21 protein-coding genes are annotated in these 18,859 nt (G+C 70.1%); 9 read left to right on the top strand and 12 right to left on the bottom strand.

Annotated features, from left to right (window positions below; genetic code table 11):
- Nucleotides 1-26: 26 nt before the first annotated feature.
- The 4 genes from JOF29_RS16795 to JOF29_RS16810 all read left to right on the top strand — a co-directional run bounded on the left by JOF29_RS16795 (nt 27) and on the right by JOF29_RS16810 (nt 2,446).
- Complete coding sequence (locus JOF29_RS16795; RefSeq protein ID WP_209695117.1) at nt 27-611, top strand: TetR/AcrR family transcriptional regulator; 585 nt, start codon at nt 27-29, stop codon at nt 609-611.
- 315 nt (nt 612-926) lie between these two features.
- Entirely contained in the window at nt 927-1,481 is a 555-nt protein-coding gene (locus JOF29_RS45340) for a CPBP family intramembrane glutamic endopeptidase (RefSeq protein ID WP_307863405.1), read from the top strand.
- A gap of 63 nt (nt 1,482-1,544) precedes the next feature.
- On the top strand, nt 1,545-1,883 hold the full coding sequence (locus JOF29_RS16805; protein ID WP_209695119.1) for a hypothetical protein: 339 nt from the start codon (nt 1,545-1,547) through the stop codon (nt 1,881-1,883).
- 41 nt (nt 1,884-1,924) lie between these two features.
- The gene (locus JOF29_RS16810) at nt 1,925-2,446 is read left to right on the top strand and encodes a GNAT family N-acetyltransferase (RefSeq protein ID WP_209695120.1); all 522 of its coding nucleotides are present in this window, start codon (nt 1,925-1,927) and stop codon (nt 2,444-2,446) included.
- 6 nt (nt 2,447-2,452) lie between these two features.
- On the opposite strand, the gene JOF29_RS16815 is transcribed toward JOF29_RS16810, so the two are convergent.
- The 6 genes from JOF29_RS16815 to JOF29_RS16840 form a co-directional block, all read right to left on the bottom strand.
- Entirely contained in the window at nt 2,453-3,184 is a 732-nt protein-coding gene (locus JOF29_RS16815) for an amidohydrolase family protein (protein WP_209695121.1), read from the bottom strand.
- Entirely contained in the window at nt 3,178-3,906 is a 729-nt protein-coding gene (locus JOF29_RS16820) for an amidohydrolase family protein (protein WP_209695122.1), read from the bottom strand. Before JOF29_RS16820 ends, JOF29_RS16815 begins: the two co-directional genes overlap by 7 nt.
- Nucleotides 3,903-5,129, bottom strand: coding sequence for a DegT/DnrJ/EryC1/StrS family aminotransferase (locus tag JOF29_RS16825; RefSeq protein ID WP_209695123.1), 1,227 nt, complete (start codon nt 5,127-5,129; stop codon nt 3,903-3,905). The genes JOF29_RS16820 and JOF29_RS16825 overlap by 4 nt, the downstream gene beginning before the upstream one ends.
- Nucleotides 5,130-5,153: 24 nt before the next feature.
- Nucleotides 5,154-5,447, bottom strand: coding sequence for a hypothetical protein (locus JOF29_RS16830; RefSeq protein ID WP_209695124.1), 294 nt, complete (start codon nt 5,445-5,447; stop codon nt 5,154-5,156).
- Nucleotides 5,444-7,309, bottom strand: coding sequence for an outer membrane protein assembly factor BamB family protein (locus JOF29_RS16835; protein ID WP_209695125.1), 1,866 nt, complete (start codon nt 7,307-7,309; stop codon nt 5,444-5,446). The genes JOF29_RS16830 and JOF29_RS16835 overlap by 4 nt, the downstream gene beginning before the upstream one ends.
- Before the next feature lie 163 nt (nt 7,310-7,472).
- A complete protein-coding gene (locus JOF29_RS16840; protein WP_209695126.1) occupies nt 7,473-8,687 on the bottom strand; it encodes a helix-turn-helix domain-containing protein in 1,215 nt (404 codons plus the stop codon).
- 82 nt (nt 8,688-8,769) lie between these two features.
- Between JOF29_RS16840 and JOF29_RS16845 the strand changes: the two genes are divergently transcribed.
- Nucleotides 8,770-9,384 carry a maleylpyruvate isomerase family mycothiol-dependent enzyme gene (locus tag JOF29_RS16845; protein WP_209695127.1) on the top strand — a complete coding sequence of 205 codons (615 nt, stop codon included), beginning with the start codon at nt 8,770-8,772 and terminating at the stop codon, nt 9,382-9,384.
- Here the strand turns inward: JOF29_RS16845 and JOF29_RS16850 are convergent.
- From JOF29_RS16850 to JOF29_RS16870, 5 genes are read right to left on the bottom strand one after another with little or no spacing between them, the layout of a single operon-like run.
- Nucleotides 9,381-10,025 (bottom strand): DinB family protein, encoded by a 645-nt coding sequence (locus tag JOF29_RS16850; protein ID WP_209695128.1) that lies wholly within the window; start codon nt 10,023-10,025, stop codon nt 9,381-9,383. The two genes, JOF29_RS16845 and JOF29_RS16850, sit on opposite strands and share 4 nt — an antisense overlap.
- Nucleotides 9,988-10,575, bottom strand: coding sequence for a dihydrofolate reductase family protein (locus JOF29_RS16855; RefSeq protein ID WP_425557256.1), 588 nt, complete (start codon nt 10,573-10,575; stop codon nt 9,988-9,990). Before JOF29_RS16855 ends, JOF29_RS16850 begins: the two co-directional genes overlap by 38 nt.
- Nucleotides 10,572-11,792 (bottom strand): FAD-binding oxidoreductase, encoded by a 1,221-nt coding sequence (locus JOF29_RS16860; protein WP_209695129.1) that lies wholly within the window; start codon nt 11,790-11,792, stop codon nt 10,572-10,574. The genes JOF29_RS16855 and JOF29_RS16860 overlap by 4 nt, the downstream gene beginning before the upstream one ends.
- A gap of 9 nt (nt 11,793-11,801) precedes the next feature.
- Nucleotides 11,802-12,611 (bottom strand): helix-turn-helix domain-containing protein, encoded by an 810-nt coding sequence (locus JOF29_RS16865; protein WP_209695130.1) that lies wholly within the window; start codon nt 12,609-12,611, stop codon nt 11,802-11,804.
- Complete coding sequence (locus JOF29_RS16870) at nt 12,611-14,572, bottom strand: potassium transporter Kup (protein ID WP_307863406.1); 1,962 nt, start codon at nt 14,570-14,572, stop codon at nt 12,611-12,613. Before JOF29_RS16870 ends, JOF29_RS16865 begins: the two co-directional genes overlap by 1 nt.
- A gap of 76 nt (nt 14,573-14,648) precedes the next feature.
- Here JOF29_RS16870 and JOF29_RS16875 point away from each other — a divergent pair, with 76 nt between their 5' ends.
- Entirely contained in the window at nt 14,649-16,115 is a 1,467-nt protein-coding gene (locus tag JOF29_RS16875; RefSeq protein ID WP_209695131.1) for an MFS transporter, read from the top strand.
- Nucleotides 16,112-16,636, top strand: coding sequence for a chloramphenicol phosphotransferase CPT (gene cpt / locus JOF29_RS16880; RefSeq protein WP_209695132.1), 525 nt, complete (start codon nt 16,112-16,114; stop codon nt 16,634-16,636). Before JOF29_RS16875 ends, cpt begins: the two co-directional genes overlap by 4 nt.
- Here the strand turns inward: cpt and JOF29_RS16885 are convergent.
- Nucleotides 16,633-17,238, bottom strand: a complete 606-nt coding sequence (locus JOF29_RS16885; RefSeq protein ID WP_307863407.1) for a TetR/AcrR family transcriptional regulator — start codon at nt 17,236-17,238, stop codon at nt 16,633-16,635. The two genes, cpt and JOF29_RS16885, sit on opposite strands and share 4 nt — an antisense overlap.
- Before the next feature lie 61 nt (nt 17,239-17,299).
- On the opposite strand from JOF29_RS16885, the gene JOF29_RS16890 reads away from it, so the two are divergent.
- Together JOF29_RS16890 and JOF29_RS16895 are read left to right on the top strand one after the other, a co-directional pair.
- The gene (locus JOF29_RS16890) at nt 17,300-18,307 is read left to right on the top strand and encodes a glycoside hydrolase family 113 protein (RefSeq protein WP_209695133.1); all 1,008 of its coding nucleotides are present in this window, start codon (nt 17,300-17,302) and stop codon (nt 18,305-18,307) included.
- A 72-nt stretch (nt 18,308-18,379) separates the two neighbouring features.
- Nucleotides 18,380-18,805: a TetR/AcrR family transcriptional regulator gene (locus tag JOF29_RS16895; protein WP_209695134.1), complete on the top strand. Its 426-nt coding sequence runs from the start codon at nt 18,380-18,382 to the stop codon at nt 18,803-18,805.
- Nucleotides 18,806-18,859: the final 54 nt, after the last annotated feature.

The following is an 18,859-nucleotide window of genomic DNA, read 5'->3' on the forward strand; positions in this document are numbered from 1 at the left end:
AAACCGAGTGATGCTAGGTTTTGGGTATGGGTAGTTCCAGGGGTCCGTACGCGAAGGGGGTCGCGAAGCGCGCCGAGATCCTGCGCGCGGCGCTCGAGGTGATCGCGCGGCACGGCTACCGGAAGACGTCGACGCGTGAGCTGGCGGCGGCCGCCGGGCTGAGCGAGGCGGGGATGCTGCACTACTTCGGCTCGAAGGAGAAGCTCTTCGAGGAGGTACTGCGGGCCCGCGACGAGGCCGACTCAGCCCGCTTCGCCGACGAGGACCCGATCGACGGGCTGCAGGCGGTCATCCGCCACAACGGCACGGTCCCCGGCCTGGTCCAGCTCTACTCCACCTTCTCCGCCGAGGCGGGCGATCCCGACCACACCTCCCACCCGTTCTTCGTCAACCGCTACGCGACCCTCCGCACCCGCCTCGCCGAAACCATCCGCACCCGCCAGTCCGAAGGCACCCTCACCCGCGACGCAGACCCCGACACCATCGCCACCCTCCTGATAGCCCTGTCGGACGGCCTCCAAGTGCAATCCCAGTACAACCTCCCCACCGCCCCAGCGGACACCTTCAGCCACCTCCTGGACCTCCTGACTGGCCCCAAGCGCGATAGTTGACCCATGACGAAGTCCGCCGAACCCCCCACCCCACCAGCGGACCGAACCACCACACCCGCGCTGGGGGTTGCCACCGGCTCCGGTGCGGGTGCGCCCACCATCTCCACCGCACCCGACGGCGTTAGCCGGCGGGTGCTCTCGCGGGAGATTTGGTTGGTGCTGGCGCTCTCGCTGGGGGCGTCAGGGGTGGCGGCTGTTATTTCGTTTGCGGGAGTTTTGACGTCTGGTAAGCCGCTTGGTGGGCAGACGGCGGTGATTGTGGGGTCGCGGGCGCCGGGGCGGCCCTGGCTGGATTTGGCGTGGCAGGTGTTTGCGGTGGTGACGGCGCTGGTGCCGGTCGTGCTGGTCGGGCATCTGCTGGTGCGGGGCAAGGAGTCGCTGCGAACGATCGGGTTCGACCTGCGGGACCGATGGCGGGATCTCGGCCGGGGTACGGCGATCGCGGCGGTCATCGGGGGAGCGGGACTCGCCTTCTACATCGGTGCACACGCGATCGGCGTGAACCTGACCGTCGACCCGTCGCAGCTTCCGGACTACTGGTGGCGGATCCCGATCCTGATCGCCGTCTCCGCACAGAACGCCGTACTCGAGGAAGTCATCGTGCTCGGCTACCTCAACCACCGCCTCGACCAGCTCGGCTGGTCCGTCCGCCGCGCCACCGCGACCAGCGCCCTGCTCCGCGGTTCGTACCACCTCTACCAGGGCCTCGGCGGCTTCGCCGGGAACGTGATCATGGGGGTGATCTTCACCTACCTGTACCGCCGCTGGGGCCGCGTCATGCCGCTCGTCGTCGCACACACCCTGATCGACACCACCGCGCTGATCGGCGCGACGTACCTGCTCGGCAAGGTCTCGTGGCTGCCCGGCTGAGAAGTTTCTCAGCTGTAATGACTGACACGTAACCGATCGGCCACCGGACGGGTTGTTGGAGACGTGACAGTCAACGGGGAAATCACGAGTCCGCCAGAAATCGATGCAGGCCTGGCCGCCGCCGCGCTCGCGGTGTTCGCGCATCGGCACGAGGTCGTCCATCTGCTGTACGCCGCCACCGACGAGCCGGATGCGCTCACCCGGATCGGCGGCCTGCTGAAGGTCGACGGGGCGACCATCGCACGGGTCCTGGACCAGCCGCTGCGCTGGATGCTTCCGCAGTTCCGCGCCGAACTGGAGACGATCGCGGCCACGCCCGATCCGGCTCCGGCCGGCAGCGCCGCCGCGGCCGCTCCGGACAGTGCGCCGGCCACCTTGGAGAAGGCGGCTGTGGCCAAGTAGCTCGCAGTACGACGCACCGCTCCATCGCCTAGGTTGGAGCGGTGTACACGCATGGGCGGGACATCCTGGGGATCGCGGACGAACTGACAGCGGCGTACGTCGATGTGTTCACGGCACCACCGTTCGAGCGCCGGGACCCGGACGAGACCCGGGCCGCGTTCCGGAAACGCCTCGAGGGGGACGCGGAGCGGGACGGGTTCCAGGCCTGGATCGAGCGTTCCGCGGACGGGCGGATCGCCGGGTTCCTGACCGGGTGGACGACGCCGGCGCCGTTCCGGACCGACCGGTCGTACGGCAGTGTCCTCGACCGGATCGGCGCGGAACAGGTCGAGGAGCTGCTGGTCGGCGCGTTCGAGGTCGACGAGCTCGGCGTACTCGCGCACGCCCGCGGCACCGGCCTGGCCCGCCGCCTGCTCGAGACCGCCACTCAGGCCAACACCCGCGCCTGGCTGCTCGCCTGGAACCAGAACCACGACGCGATCGCCTTCTACCGGCACCTCGGCTGGCAGGAGCCCGAGGTCCGCGGCCCCGAACACGACATCCTGGTCTTCGTGAACGGTTAGCTGGTCCTAGAGACCGAACAGGGCCTGCGCGTTGGCGTGGGTTACGGCGGCGTGTTCCTCCGGGGTCAGCTCGGCCGCTTCCAGGGCGCCTAGTGCGACGGACGGGTCGATGAGGGTCGCGTCGGTGCCGAACATCATCCGGTCGGGGCCGATCCGGTCGAGGATCCAGCGGATCCGGTTCGCCTCCGGTGCGGACCAGCACGGCTCGAACCAGATCCGGTCGGACCGCTCGGCGGCCTCGGGGACGCGCGGCCAGCCGCTCGCGCCCATGTGACCGGCGAGCACCCGCGCACCCGGGACGCGCGCCGCCACGTCGGCGAGATCCAGCACGGTGTCGCCCCAGGTGTGGACGAGCGTCGGCAGCCCGTACTCCGTGGTCAGCTCGATCGCGGCCTGCATCGGCGGCGTGCTGATCGGGGTCCGGCTGTACTCGCTGTGGATCTTCGCGCCGGCCCACCGCGCCCGCCCGTCCCCGGCGAGCAGTTCGTCGAGGTCCTTGCGGGCCTCGTCGAGCCGTCGCGGGTCGACGACGATCATGCCGCGCAGCCGCGGGTCGGCCGGGAGCTGTTCCGCGAGCGACCGGTTGCCGGCCGGGGCGTCGTACACGATCGCCTCGATCGCGGACACCAGTTGCAGGTCGATGCCGAACCGGTTCAGGCCGTCGATGTTCACGTCGATGCTCGCGACGTCCATCGAGAAGAACCACGGGCCCCAGTGGGCGTGGACGTCGATCAGCATCCGGGCTCCAGGAGGGTCTCGAGGCTGCGGCTGCCGGCCTGCGCGATCTCGTCGGGGCTCAGCTTCGAGGTGAGCAACCGGCGGACGACGGACCGCGTCTCGTGGAACGGCGTACGGGCACCGAACACGAGCCGCTCCGCACCGACCTCCGCGGCCACGATCTCCAGCGAGTCCGGCCCGGTCAGCATCCGCGTCGACGTGTGGAACCCGGGCTCCGAACGCGCCAGCAGCACGAAGTCGCCGAGGTAGTAGAAGTGCGTGTCGAGGAACACCACCCGCGCGCCGAGCCCGCGCAGCGCCGGCCCGACCTTCCGTACGTCGCCCTCGGTGAAGATCGTCAGCCCCGCGTCGGCGAGCAGCCGGACGACGTGCTCGAACGCCGGGTACCCGGGCTCGACGCTCTGCGCGGTCGGCGCCAGCCGGACGGCCCGCGGCGGCGTGTCGCTCGCGAGCAGCCGCTCCAGCTCCTTCTCGGCGCCGAGCGGATCGCGCAGGTCGAGCACCGGGCAGGCCGTCCACCCGTTGCCCGCGGCAACGTGTTCGGCCTCGGCGTTCCCGGACGGTACGTCGAAGTGCACCGCCCGGAGCGCCGCCACCACACCGCCGGAGATCCCGCTGTCCGCGAGCACCTTCGCGATGGTCTCGGGCTGTCCCCAGCGCCCGGTCGTCACGTCGTGCCCGACCAGGATGTCGCAGTCGAGCAGCCGGGGCGTTTCACTCATTTGGGCTCCAGAGCATTGTGGACCTTGTGGACCGCGGCGGCGATGTCGTCGACGTCGGCGTCGGTGTAGTTCTCGTTCCAGGGCAGGACCAGGAGGGTACGGCCGATCAGTTCCTCGGCGTTCGGGCACAGGCCGACCGGGTACTCGACGTCCTGCAGCGGGAACCCCGACCCGCCGTACGTGATCCGCTCGCGGACGGCTGGTGCGGCGTACAGCGGGCTGGTCAGGTAACCGCCGTTCGCCGGCACGCCCTCGGCGGTCAGCGCGGCGGCCCATTCGCGCATGTCGCCGGCCGCCGGGGAGATGATCAGCGGGTACTGCCAGTAGACGTGGTCGCCGCCGTCGGGTGGTGTCGTCACGCCGGCCAGGTCCCCGATCGCCGCGGTCAGCCGGGCGGCCGCCGTACGGCGGTCCTTCACGACGCCCCGGAGCTTGGTCAGCTGGGCGCGGGTCACCGAGGCGACCAGCTCGGTCATCCGGTAGTTGAGGGCGAGGAACAGGTACGTGCGCTCGTCGGTGTCGCGCGGCCAGCCCTTGTCGGCGAACAGCCGCATCCGGCGCGCGTGCTGCGCGTTGCCGGTGACGGTGAGCCCGCCGTCGCCGGCGCTGATGTGCTTCGTCTGCTGGAGGCTGAAGCACCCGATGTGCCCGATCCGGCCGACGTACGTGTCGCCGACCGGCGCGAGGTACGCCTGCGCGCAGTCCTCGATCAGCAGGATCCCGTGCCGGTCGCACAGCTCGCGCAGCTCCCGGACCGCGGCCGGCTTGCCGAACAGGTGGACGACGATCACCGCCTTGGTCCGCGGCGTGATCGCGGCCTCGACGGTCTCCGGCGTGAGGTTCCCGGTGATCGGGTCGACGTCCGCGAACACCGGTACGGCGTTCTGCATCATGATCGGGAACACCGTGCCCATGTCGCTGATCGGCGTGGTGATGATCTCGTCGCCCGGGGCCGGGTCCACCGCCGCGACGGCCAGGTGCAGTGCCGCCGTACCCGAGCTGCACGCGACCGCGTGTCCGGCGCCGAGCAGCGAGGCGAACTCCAGCTCCAGCGCCGGGACCTCGGCACCCCAGGTGGCCGACAGCATGCCGCTGCGCAGCACCCGCTCGACCGCCTTCACCTCGTCGTCGCCGAACCGCCGGCCGCTCGCGTTCATCGTCGACGGCAGCGGCTCGGTGCGGACCGGCGTACCGCCGTCGCGGGCGAGCTGATTGTTCTGCATCGCGGCAATCCCTCCGATAGTTGCTTAAGGCAATGGCAGTTGGACGAGGTCGCGGTCGGCGAGCCCCCGGACGCGGTGCCGGGCGCCCCGCACCGGAGTGAGCTGGGGCACGGTGTACCACCCGCCGCCGAGCTTGTTCACCAGCAGTCTCGCCGTACCCGGTCCGAGCTGGTACAGGTTCCCGCCGAAGTTCGTCTCACAGTAAACCCCGGTCCGGTCGACGTAGAGCCGCCCGTCGGCGGGCTTGTCCGCCCTGGCGGACGTGCTGAGGGCGGTGAGCGTACTGCTCGCGGGTGCGGTTCGGCGGGAGAGGTTCATCGGAGACCGCCGATCCGGATCAGGTTGCGGCCCTTGATCGTGTAGAGCGCGTCGCCGTTGTGCGACGCGGTGATCAGTGGGTAGCTGTAGATCTGGGCGCCGAGACCGTCGACCACCGTGGTGACCTTGGTGCCGTCGACCTTGAAGACGCGGGTGTTGTCGGTGCCGTACAGGCCGCCGCGAGCGATCACCAACCGGCTCTGTCCGGTGCCGATGGTGGTGTTACCGAGGAGCTTGCCGGTGCGCGGATCGAGCACGGCGAGACGACCGTCGTCCGTGGTCGCGTAGAGACGCCCTCGGTAGACCACGACGTCGCTGTAGCTCTGCGCCTTCGCGAGCGGCCCCGTCTCCCACAGAGTGCGATTGCCCCGCGGGTCGAATGCGACAATGGTTGCCTGCGGCAAGATCGGGTCGGTGCCGAGGCTGTTCCGGGTCGCGCCGCCGAGGTACGCGATGCCGTCCGCGGTGGTCACGGAGCGGACCGACTGCTGCGGTACGACGCCGCGATGGACCTCGCGCTGCCCGCTGTCGAGGTGCTGCTCGACCAGAGTCCCGTCGTACTTGCCGTAATCGGGCTCGGTGGAGATCAGCCACGTCCGCGAACGGGCGTCGTACGCCGCATCGGTCGGGCGGGTCTGCTCGTTGCCGATCTGGCCGAGCTCGTGCAGGGCCGAGCCGTCGGGCTTCAGCTGCCAGAGCCGGGCCAGCGTGTAGACGCCGAGGTACACGCTCCGGCCGACCGGGGTGAGGGTCTTCGCCTCACCTGGGAGGAACGTACGCGTGCCGGCGCCGGTCGCCAGGTCGTGGACCTGGATGCCGGCCTTGCCGCTGACCAGGACCGACGACTGCGTGGCGGCGATCGCCATCGCCTGCTCGGGCGCGGGCGGGAGACCTGCCTGGCCGAGGTCGGTGCCGGTGAACGTCCCGGTCGGCTCGTCGAAGTCGACGACCTGGCTGGTCAGCTCGGCCCTGATCGTGCTGCCCTCGACGAAGATCCGGTTGAAGTACGCCCCGTCGTACGGCGAACCGAGCCGGGTGAGGTTGTTGTCGCGGTACCGGTAGAGGGTGCCGGACGGGCGGGTGCCGAGGTAGATGTCGGCCCCGCTCAGGGTGATCGCGGTGATGTACTGGTCGCCGCCGGGCGTCTGCACGTCGACCGGGTTGCTCAGGTCGTTCGTGTCGTAGACCAGCATCGTGCCGGTCGGGGAGAGGCTCGCGGCGAGCTTGGTCCCGTCGAGCGCGAGCGTGGCGACGAACGTCCGGTCGGCGTACTTCGCCGGCAGGATCTCGCGGCGCTCGCCGGTGGCCCGGTCGATCGCGATCAGGTGCGCCTTGGTGCCGACGCCCGCGTAGATCGTGGTCGCGTCGGCGGCGATGCTCCGGACGTACTGCTCGCCCGCGACCGCGGCACCGTACGACCTGGTCGCGCCGGTGGCCGGGTCGTACTCGTGGACCGCGCCGTCAGGGTAGGTACCGGCGACGATCTTGCCGTCCGGGGTCGCCGCGATCGACCAGATGAACGAGCCGAACTGCGCGACCTTCACGGCGGTGCCGGTGCTGGTGTCGATCTTGTAGACGTCGCCGGGCGTGTAGAGCCCGATGTAGAGGTCGGTGCCGAGGCGCGTCATCGCCCAGGCGCCAGCGCCGGTCGGCAGCGAAAGTTTGCGGTCGACGGTCCTGGTCGCCGGGTCGAACGCGCCGACCTGGACCGGCGAGACACCGGAGGTGATGGTCCAGATCCGGTCGCCGACCTGCTCGGCGACGCTGGTCGAGGTGACGGCCGACGCCGGGCCGAGATCGGTCACCGTCGGCGTTTCGGTCCGGGCCGGAACTGCGGCGCCGGCCGGAGCGGAAACTGTCATGAATCCTGTGCAGCTGAGCAGAGCGATGCTCAATCCCCGTACGAATCGCTTGTCCACAAGGCCTCCCGGGACAGTGCGCACCGAATTACGGTCATGGCTGAAATTATCCGGACGTGCGTCGTCCCGTCAACCACTGGGAAGTAGGTCGTGTCTGGTGACCTGATCAGAGGTGAACGCGATAAACGACCAGCGGGCGGCCGCTGCCGGTGCCGAGCTGGGTGCCGGTGGCCTCCGCGAGGCCGGCGCGTTCGAGGCGGTTCAGGACGCGACGGGCGGTCCGCGGCTGGATGCCGAGGTGGTCGGCGACCGAGCGGGTGGTGAGTCCGTCGTCAGGGGTGGCGCGGACGAGTTCCTGGAGGCGTTCGAGGGTCGCCTTCGAGAGACCGGCGCGCTGCGCGAGCAGTTGGAGTTTCGAGCGTTGCTGTGCGCGGGGCGGGGCGCCGCCGACCAGCACCAGGTCGATGTCGTTGCGCAGCGACACCACGGCCGCCGTCCGGCCGGCCGTCTTCGCGCGGCCGAGGGCGCGCCGGGCGAGCACCTCGGTCTCGGTACCGGAGCCGCCGATGCCGAACCCGATCCGGACCGGCCCGAACTGCTCCTTGAGCCGGTTGAGCATGCTCAGCTCGGTGAACGCGGCGGTCGCCTGTTCGAGCGGCCCGCGGGTCGCGATCACCAGCCAGCGTTTGTCGTCGTACCGGAGCACGCTGCCACCGAGCGAGCCGGCCTCGCGGCGCAGGGCGCTCTCGGCGGCCGGCGCGATCTCGACCAGGCCGAGCGCGATCTGCGCATCGTCACTGCGCAATGCGTCATGAACGAGCAGCAGACTGTTCACCGCGGAGCGGACCGAGTGCACCGACGGCGCGAGCCGGACCGTGGTCTGCTCGGTCCGGAGCTTCTCGTACGCCGATCGCAGACAGGTGATCGCGACCCCGGCCTTGGCCTGCCGGTGGAACGCGACGATGTCGTCGAGGCTCAGCCCGGGCCGGTACGGCAGCACCTTGACGCCACGCATCGGCAGCCCGACCTCGTCGAACGTCTCCCGGACGTCGGCCTCGTCGAGTACGTCGATGCTCAGCGACGTGACGTCGTGGCCCTCGCTGAGCAGCTGCACCAGAGTGCGCATCAGCGTCGCGCCGGTGTACTCGACGTGCGCGGCCGGCCGGTCGAGCAGGTCCTGCGCGGCGGCGATCTGGTACGGGACGACACCGGTGAACAGCCAGGCGTCGACACTACCCGGCGCCTCGGCCATCACCTTCGGTGTGTCGGTCTCCCGGCGGTACCGCAACGGGACGACCTCGACGCCGCGCAGGCCCCTCACGATCCGGCTGCTGGAGGTGACCAGGTCCGACGGTCCTACTACTCCGATCGTCGTCACCATGCGCGGGTCCCCATGCGGGCCAGTCTCGTCAGAACACCCCACCGCTGCAAGAACCCGCGCCGTCGTGGACTACGTTCCACTTATGGAGCGGGTTCTGGACTGGATCGACGAGGGTACGGCGCTGTGCCGGGGAGCACTGGCCGACCTCGAGGCACCGTCGCTGCTGCCGGGGTGGTCGCGACGCCACGTGGCCGCGCACCTTTCGCTGAACGCCGAGGCCCTGGGCAACCTCGTGCACTGGGCGCGAACCGGTGAGGAACGCCCGATGTACCCGTCCGCGGACGCCCGGAACGCCGACATCGAGAAGGCCTCGTCCCGCCCGGCGGACGACCTGCGGACGTGGTTCGACGAGGCGTCGGCCGGACTGCGGGCGTCGATGACGACCCTGACCGGCGCTCAGTGGCAGACGCAGGTACTCACCTCACGCGGAGCGCCGATCCCGGCTACCGAGGTCCCGTGGATGCGTTCGGTCGAGGTCATGATCCACGCCGTCGACCTCGACGCCGGCGTCACGTTCGCCGACCTTCCGGACGACTTCCTCACCAGACTCTGCGACCACATCCGCACCCAGCGGGGCGACGTACCGGAGGTCCGCGGCCCGCTCGCCGAGGTCGCGGCCTACCTGTCCGGCCGCCCGTACGCCGAGGTCACCGGCCCGGACGGCACTCCCGCGGGACCGCTCTCGGCCTGGCTCTAGGAGTTGCGGGCGCGGAACTCTTCCCACAACGCCGGGTCGTAGCCGGGGAGGGCGTGGACGTACGCCATCCACGTGTCCCGGTCGATCTCGCCGGTGATCCGGGCGCGGTACATCCGCAGGTACTCCTTGTCGTCCGGCGACATCGGGTCCCCGGGCCGGCTGCCGACCCGGCCGTCGGTCAGCTCGCGGACGACATCCGCGTGACCGGTGTGCCGGGTGGTGTCGAGCAGCACCGTGAGGATCATCTCGCGCAGGCTGACGGTGTTCCCTGTGTGATGCGTCCCGGTCGCGTCCAGATCGAGCGCCCCGATCGAACGGGCAGCCGCCGTACACGCCCGCTCGTACGCCGCCACCAGCTCGGCGACGGACTCGTCCGCCGTTGCCCACATGTCCAGCCCGAAGAACAGCTCCTCGTCATCGAGCCCGTCAACCATCTGGTCCGCCGCCTGCTCCTGCCCGAACGCCGCCACCAGGTACCCGTAGGTGATCCCGGTCAGATGCTTCACGATCCCGATCAGGTTCGTCCCCGTCGGCGTCATCGGCCGCCGGAGCGCGTCGTCGCTCAGCCCTTCGACCTTCCAGAGCAACGAGCGTTGAACCTCATCAAGGTGCTGCAGCAGCAGCGTCTTCTCGGGCGTCATCCACGACACGGTACCGAAGATGGGTGACATCCCGATCGGCCAGCTGCCGCACGTTCTCGAGCTCGATGTACTCCGCGGGAAGGTTGTCGAAGAGGCGCCGGCCCTGACCGAGGAGAACGTTGACGACATGCAGCTCGAGCTCGTCGAGCAGTCCGGCCCGGAGCAGCGCCTGCCCGACACCAGCGCCATGGACCAGCACGTCGCGGTCACCAGCGGCGGCCCGCGCCTCGGCGGCGCACTCGGCGACGTCGGTCACGTAGCGCGCGCATCCGGGCGGTACATCGTCCGGGTGGTGGGTGAGGACGAAGATCGGTACGCCGTCGTGGTGGTCGCCCTGCCAGCGCCCGGCGTGCTCGAACGTACGCCGTCCCGCGATCACGGCCCCGGTGCCCAGAGCTTCGGCGTACACCTGGCCGCTCGGCCCGTCGGAGTCGCGGTCGTCGAGCCAGTTGAACAGCCGGAAGCCGCCCCGGCCCATCGGTTCCTCGACGCTGTCGTCCGGTCCGACCACGAAGCCGTCGAGCGACACGCTCATGTACAGGCGGATCAACGGGGACCTCCGAGTGACTGGGGGAAGTGGAAGGTGTTCGTGGGGTCGTACTTCTGCTTGATGCTCAGGAGGCGGTTGTAGTTCGGGCCGTGGTACGCCGTGGGCCAGTCGGGCAGGGCGGGGTCGGGGAAGTTGGGGTAGACGCGTCCGGACGCGTGGGGGTGTGCGACGGACCAGGACCGGCGTACGGCGTCACCGTCCGGGCCGGTGTGTTCGAGGAGGAAGCGTTCGCCGCGATGGGCGAACGCGGTGGCGTCGACCGGGACGCGGTTGTAGGCGCCGCCCATCGGGGTGAAGTTCAGCTCGCAGCCGCTGCCGAGGAGTTCGTCGATCGTGGCGCGGGGGAGTGCGGTGCGGACGAACTCGGACTTGCTCTGCAGAATCCGCTCGTCGGACCCGCCTTCGGACAGGCTGCGCTTGAGGTCGGGCCAGCTGAGGTCGTCGCGTACGTCGACCTCGCCGTCTGCGAACGGGCCGGGATCGAACGCAGCGAGGCTCGCGCCGAAGACCTCGACCCGATCGGCGGTCACGGTCAAACTCGCGGTGATGTCATCAGGCGCGTCGGGCGCCCACTGCTGCCAGGCATCGATCATGTCGGCGGCGCGATCACGAGGCCAGGTGATCCGGAACCGCGTCGCGGCCGGCGACGGTACGGCGGCGAACAGCAGCGAGGTGACCACGCCGAACTGCCCACCGCCCGCCCCGCGCAACGCCCAGAACAGCTCAGGGTCCCGATCGTCGTCACACACCACAACGTTGCCGTCAGCAAGTACCACGGTCGCCGCCAGCAGCCGGTCACACGTCAGCCCGTACCGCCTCCCCAGCAACCCGAGCCCGCCTCCGAGCGTCAGCCCCACGATCCCCACCGTCGGCCCACATCCCGCCGGAATCGTCAGCCCGAACTCGTGCAATCCGCGATAGACCTCCGCGAGCCGAGCTCCTGCCCCGATCGTCGCCAAGCCGCCCTCGACAGAGACGGCTGCCATCGGAGACAGGTCGAGCAGCAGCCCGGTAGTCGAGGAGCGCCCGGCAAAGCAGTGTCCACCCCCGCGAGGCGTTACCGGCAGGCTCCGCGACCCGGCGTAGGCGAGTGCTTCGGCGACGTCCTCGGCGGTTCTGCAGCGGGCTATGGCCTCGGGACGGACGTGGTCGTACTGCGGTTGCGCCGGCCTCCGCAGTACGTCGTACAACTCGTGGTCATCCCCGATCAGTTCCATGTGCCGACGTTAGACGGCACCCGCCCGACGCGCTTGAACGAAACGGGCGCCTAGGAACGGTGCCCACGACGCGGTGTGGTCGTGGCCGCAGTCGCACCTGTCGGCCTTGTCGCCGAGGAGATCGCGTGGCGTCACCCCGGCCAGCCGCACGCACTCGCGGGTGAGGTGCGCGTGATCGGCGTACCCCACCTCGGCCGCCAGATCCGCGAGCCCACTGCCGAAACCGGCCTGCGCCAGTGCGAGGTACCCCTGGAAGCGCAGCGTTCGTTGCAGCGTCTTCGGTCCGACCCCGGTCGCCGTCAGGCACCGCCGCCGGAGCTGGCTCTCGGACAGCGACAACTCGTCCGCCAGCGTCGCGATCGCGGTCGGCTGCCACGGCATCAACCGCCGTACCAGCTCCGCCACCACCGGATCCGGCCGCAGCTCCTGCCGGGCGAGGTACCGCTGCACCCCGAGCAGCGCGTGGTGCGGACTCGCCGCGTCCGCCACTACGGCCCCGATCACGTCCGCGGGCGGCCCCCACAGGTCGACCGCGCAGTCCACCAGTTCGTCGGCCGGTACGCCGAGCAGCCGCGTGCCAGCTCCGGGCATGAACCGGACGCCGACGATCGTCGTCCGCGGCGGGATCACCTGCAGGTGCGCGCGGGTCAGCGGGCCGATCAGCCGCGGTACGCCGCCGACCGGGCAGTGCAGCTCGACACCGCCCGTCGGCAGGTCGCGCTGGGGGTACGGCTCCGAGCCGGTGCGCTGGATCCAGACCGTACGGACGAGACCGGCCAGTGCGGGTACCGGCGCGCTCTCGTCGTACGTCTGCTCCATCAGACCTCGATGTGCGAACCGATGATGACGGTGCGGTCGCGGGGGAGGCTGAAGGCCTCGGCCGCGTCCGAGGTGATGTGGGCCGTGGCGAGGAACAGCTGTTTGCGCCAGCCGGCCATCGTCGGCGCCTTGCCGCGTCGAAGCTCGATCTTGGACAGGAAGTACGACGCCCGCTCGAGATCGAGCGGTCCCTCCGACTCGGACGGATCCAGCAGCGCCAGCGCGGCCGGTACGTCGGGGCGCTCCATGTAGCCGAACTTGATCGTGACGTGCGTGATCCCGTCGTCGCCGTACCCGAGGTCGTTCACCGTGACCCGGTTCTCCTCGGCGACCCGCGGTACCGGCTCGGTGTCGATTGCGACGATCACCACGTGCTCGTGGCGGACCTCGTTGTGCTCGACGTTCGCGCGCAACGCCAGCGGGGCGCTGACGCCGCCGCGGTTCAGGAAGATCGCCGTACCGGGGACCGTGCGGACCGGCAGCTTGCCGGAGCTCAGCTCGTCGATGAACTCCTGCAGCGAACCCTCGGCCCGCTCCCGCTCGCGGGTGACGACCTCGCGGCCGCGCTGCCATGTCGTCATCACGGTGAAGGAGGTGAGCGCGATCAGCAGCGGCAGCCACGCGCCGTGCAGGAGCTTGGTCAGGTTGGCCGCGATGAAGAGCCCGTCGATCAGGAGCAGCGGCGCGGCACCGGCCACGATCAGCCACCTCGGCACCTTCCAGCGGTAGTGCGCGACGTAGAAGAACAGGAGCGTGGTGATGGTGATCGTCCCGGTCACGGTCATGCCGTACGCGTACGCCAGCGCGGCCGAGCTGCGGAACGCGAAGATCAGCGTCAGCACCGACACGAACAGGAGCCAGTTGACGAACGGTACGTAGATCTGGCCGATCGTGGTCGCCGACGTATGCGTGACCCGCAGCCGCGGCAGGTACCCGAGGCGGGCCGCCTGCGCCATCACCGAGTAGGCACCGGTGATCACGGCCTGCGACGCGATCACGGTCGCCGCGGTCGCGAGCAGCACCAATGGCAGCCGGCCCCAGCTCGGCACCAGCAGGAAGAACGGGCTGCTGATGTTCGCGTGGTCCTTCAGGATCAGCGCGCCCTGGCCCAGGTAGCTGAGCGTCAGCGCCGGCAGCACCAGGAACAGCCAGCCGCGGCTGATCGCCTTCCGGCCGAAGTGCCCCATGTCGGCGTACAGCGCCTCGGCGCCGGTGATCGACAGCACGACCGCCGCGAGCGCGAAGAACGCGATGTGGAAGTGCCCTGCGAGGAAGCTGATCGCGTACGTCGGGGAGAGCGCCTTGAGGATCGCGCCGTGCTCGAGGATGCCGCCGATCCCGGCAGCCCCGATCACGGCGAACCACACGATCATCACCGGCCCGAACGCCCGGCCGATGGACTCGGTGCCGCGGCGCTGGACCATGAACAGCCCGACGATGATCACCGCGGTGATCGGGATCACGTACTCGCCCAGGGACGGCTGGACGGTTTTGAGCCCCTCGACCGCGGACAGCACCGAGATCGCCGGCGTGATCATGCCGTCGCCGAAGAACAACGACGCCCCGAACAGGCCCACCGTCGCCAGCGCCGCGGCGGCCCTCCGGCCCGGGTGGGTACGGCGCCACTTGCGGAGCAGCGTGATGAGCGCCATCACGCCGCCCTCGCCGTCGTTGTCCGCGCGCATCAGCAGCAGGATGTACGTCACGGTGACGATGATCATCACCGACCAGAAGATCAGCGACACCACGCCGTACACATTGTGGTCACTGAGCGGCACCGGGTGCGGGTCCCCGGGGTTGAACACCGTCTGCAGGGTGTAGATGGGGCTGGTGCCGATGTCGCCGAACACGACGCCGAGAGCGCCGACGATCACGGCAAGCTTCACCGTGTCGTGTGCTGCGCTGTGCCCAGGTACAGCCTCAGGGCTTTCGCCGGTGCTGGGCGTTTGCTGATCCGTCACGGCACCGGACGATACCCGCCCCGGGAGCTATCGGAGTGCATGTCGAGCCGACGGCTGCGGCTCCGACGTACCGGACATGACAGCCGAGCGGGTACTGCGGACCTACCTGACGCTGGTCGCGGTGTCGACCGGGGCGTCGTCGATGATCTGGGGCATCAACACGCTGTTCCTGCTGGACGCCGGCCTGAACGTCGCGCAGGCGTTCGCCGCGAACGCGTTCTTCACCGTGGGAATGGTGCTGTTCGAGGTCCCGACCGGGGTCGTCGCGGACACGATCGGACGGCGGGCGTCGTACCTGCTGGGGACGGCGACGCTGATCGGTACGACGCTGTTGTATCTGTGGCTGTGGCGGGTGCACGCCGGGTTCGGGTGGTGGGCGGTGGTGTCGGGGCTGCTCGGGCTCGGGTTCACGTTCTTCAGCGGTGCGACGGAGGCGTGGCTGGTCGACGGGCTGCACGCGACGGGGTACGAAGGGTCGCTGGACGCGGCGTTTGCGAAGGGGCAGGTGGCGAACGGGGTCGCGATGATGGCCGGGTCGATCGGCGGCGGCGTACTCGCGCAGGTGACGAACCTCGGGATGCCGTACGTCGCGCGGGCAGTGTTGCTCGTGGCCACGTTCGCGGTCGCGTGGCGGTCGATGCGCGACATCGGCTTCACTCCGAAGCCGCGGGCGTCCGTGCGCGGCGAAATGACCGGCATCGTCCGCTCCTCCCTCCGCCACGGCCTCCTGAACCCCCGGGTCCGCTGGGTGATCCTCGCCGGCCCGTTCACCGCCGGAGTAAATGCCTACGGCTTCTACGCCGCCCAGCCCTACCTCCTGCACCTCTACGGCCACACCACCTCCTACGCCGTCGCGGGCCTATCAGCCGGCGTAGTAGCCGCCGCCCAAATAGCCGGCGGCCTCTCAGCCCCCCACCTCTCCCGCCTCTTCACACGCACCCACCCCCACGTGGAGGGAGGACGTGCCGCCCACCCCGTCGCGGAGCGAGGACGTGCCGCCCAGCCTGTCGCGGAGGGAGGAGGCACCGCCCAACCCGTCGCGGAGCGAGGACGTGCCGCCCAGCCCGTCGCGGAGGGAGGGGGCACCGCCCAACCCGTCGTGGGGCGGGGGCTCGCTTCCCAGCCCGCCCCGGAGCGGAGCGGAGGGGTGGATCGGAGGGTTGGGGTGTTGATGGGGGCGATTGTGGTGTCGGGTGTGGTGATTGCGGGAATCGGGGTGGTGACGTCGTTCTGGGCCGCTCTGGTGTTGTTGATGGTGTGGGGGACGATGTTCGCCGCGATGGTGCCGGTGCGGCAGGCGTACCTGAACAGCTACATCCCGTCGGAGCAGCGCGCGACCGTGCTCTCGCTCGACAACCTGGTCGGGTCGGCCGGTGGGGTCGTCGTGCAGCCGGCGCTCGGGCGTGCGGCGGACGTGTGGGGCTTCGGACCGGCGTACCTGATCTGCGCCGCCGTCCAGGTGCTCGCCGTACCGGTCCTCGGGCTCGCGCGGCGTAAACCTGTCGAGCCCGTCGACGCCCAGCCTCTAGCCTGGCGGGCGTGACGGCGCGACTGATCATCATCAACGGCGGCTCCAGCTCCGGGAAGACCGGGATCGTCCGGTGCCTGCAGGCGGTACTGCCCGACCCGTGGCTCGCCCTCAGCGTTGACGACTTCGTCGACGCGCTGCCCGCGGTGATGGAGGGCGGCATCGAGCTCGGCCCGGACGGCGAGGTGTCCGTCGGCCCGGCCTTCCGCGAACTGGAAGCGGCCTGGACCGCCGGCATCGTCGCGATGTGCCGTGCCGGCGGCCGCGTGATCGTCGACGACGTGTTCCTCGGCGGCGTCTCCTCGCAGCAACGCTGGCGCGACGCTATCGGCGACCTGGAGACGGTCTTCGTCGGCGTCCACTGCGCCCCCGAGATCGCCGCCGGCCGAGAACTCGCCCGCGGCGACCGCACCCGCGGCATGGCCGAGCAACAGGCGTACGTCGTCCACGAGGGTGTCACGTACGACGTAGAAGTAGACAGCTCCCACACAGAGTCGATCGACTGCGCCCGCCAGATCGCCAACCACCTGCTCTAGCCGTGTAGTCGATCCACGGCCGCCAGCGTGCTGATGACCCGCGCGCGGTAGTCCCTGGCGACGGGCGTCTCGTCCTCCCCGTCCAGGATCCGCCGTACCGCTGCCAGATGCACGGTCCGGAACGCAGCGACGGCGACTGCTGCGGTGAGCTGCGGATCGGGTACGCCGGTCCGCTCCATCGCGGCGGCGATCGCCTCCTCGAGGTGTTGCAGGAGTTCCCGGGCGCGCGCCTGCAACGGGCGCGACTCGGCGACCACCTCCCAGAACCGCCGGAACCGCCCGCGGATCGCCGACAGCGGATGACCCTGGTCGGACAGCTCGATCAGCAGCTCCGACAGCGCCGCCACCGCCGACGTGCCGGCCGTCCGATCGTTGATCGCGCCAACGACCAGTGCCTCGGCCTCCGGGTAGCGGTCGAAGAACAGGTCCTCCTTGCGGGCGAAGTGTGCGAACACGGTCGGCCGCGCCACATCGGCCGCCTCCGCGACCTCGGACACCGACACCTCGTCGAACCCGCGCTCCAGGAACAGCCCGGTCGCGACGGCCGAGATCCGCGCCCGGACCTCGGCCTTCTTCCGCTCCCGGCGGCCCTGATGCTCCACGCACCAACCATACTGGATAAAAAGATGTACCGAGTATGGCTTCGGTTGTAGGCTGCGGAGCATGGTTTCCATCGGGGTGAACTACGACACGGGTCTCGTGTACGGCGGCCGCAACACCCGCCGGCGCTTCGACATCGATGCGGTACGCAACGACCTGAGGGTGATCGCCGACCGGCTGCACGCACCGGCGGTGCGGATCTCCGGCGGGGACCCGGATCGGCTGACGTTCGCCGCCGAGGCGGCGCTCGCCGCGGGACTCGACGTGTGGTTCTCGCCGATGCCGATGGATCTGGAGCCGGACCAGGTGATCAGCCTGCTCACCGACTGCGCCGCGCGCGCCGAGCCCCTTCGCCAGGCGGCCGAAGCGGAAGTGGTGATGGTGCTCGGCTGCGAGCTGACCTTGTTCTGCAAGGGCTTCCTGCCGGGCGAGACGGCGCAGGAGCGGATCGCACTGATGATGGATCCCGCGACCTGGACCGACCCGGCGAAGGTGGCCCAGCTGCAGGCCGGCCTCGCGCGCTGGACCGGCCTCCAGCAGGAGCTGGTCGCCGCCGCCCGCAAGGTCTTCGCCGGCCGGATCACGTACGCCGCCGGGATGTGGGAGGACGTGAACTGGGACCTGTTCGACATCGTCGCTCTCGACGCGTACCGGGACGCGAACAACGCCGCGACCTTCGCCGATGAGCTGGCGGCGCGGTCCACGTGGGGCAAACCGGTGGTGGCGACCGAGTTCGGCTGCTGCACGTACCGCGGTGCCGCCGGCCGTGGCGGGCTCGGCTGGACGGTCGTCGACGCGAAGGCCGATCCGCCCGTGCTCGACGGCGTGTACGAGCGACGGGAGGAGGAACAAGTGGAGTATCTGATGGACCTGGTCGAGGAATTCGACCGGATCAACCTCGCGGCCGCGTTCTGGTTCAGCTTCGCCGGCTTCGAGCTGCCGCACCGCCCCGGCGACCCGCAGCACGACCTGGATCTGGCGGCGTACGGTCTGGTCGCCGTCGACGACGAAGGGAACTGGAAGCCGAAGCAGGTCTTCGGCAAACTCGCCGAGCTGAACGCCGACCGCTGACGGACCAGGCTCGGCCGGCGAGGAGCTGACCAAGCGGCACCCTGGTCTTGGACTGACGGGTACATTCGAGGGGTGCTGACGGCGAAGGGCGTGGCGACGCGGGAGCGGATCGTGGCGGCGGCTGCCGCGGAGATTCGGGAGCATGGGGTCGGTGCGGTCAAGCTCGACGACGTCGGCCGGCGCAGCCGGACCGGGAAGAGCCAGCTGTTCCACTACTTCCCGGACGGGAAGGAACAGTTGCTGCTCGCGGTCGCCGAGCGCGAGGCCGAGCAGGTGCTCGACGACCAGGAGCCGCACCTCGGCCAGCTCACCAGCTGGGACGCCTGGCGCGACTGGCGTGACGGGGTCGTGGAGAAGTACCGGAGGCAGGGCGTGAACTGCCCGCTCGGCGTACTGATCACGGAGATCGGCCGCCGTACCCCGGCCGCGCAGACGGTGACCGGGCAGCTGCTCGCGCAGTGGGAGCGGCGGCGATCCAGGGCGGTGTCGCGATCCTGATGGCGTCCGGTACCCGGCCGGCTTGTCCGCGACCTTCGCGCCGGGGCTGACCAT

Origin of the sequence: Kribbella aluminosa (assembly GCF_017876295.1) — a bacterium.
Lineage (GTDB): Bacteria > Actinomycetota > Actinomycetes > Propionibacteriales > Kribbellaceae > Kribbella > Kribbella aluminosa.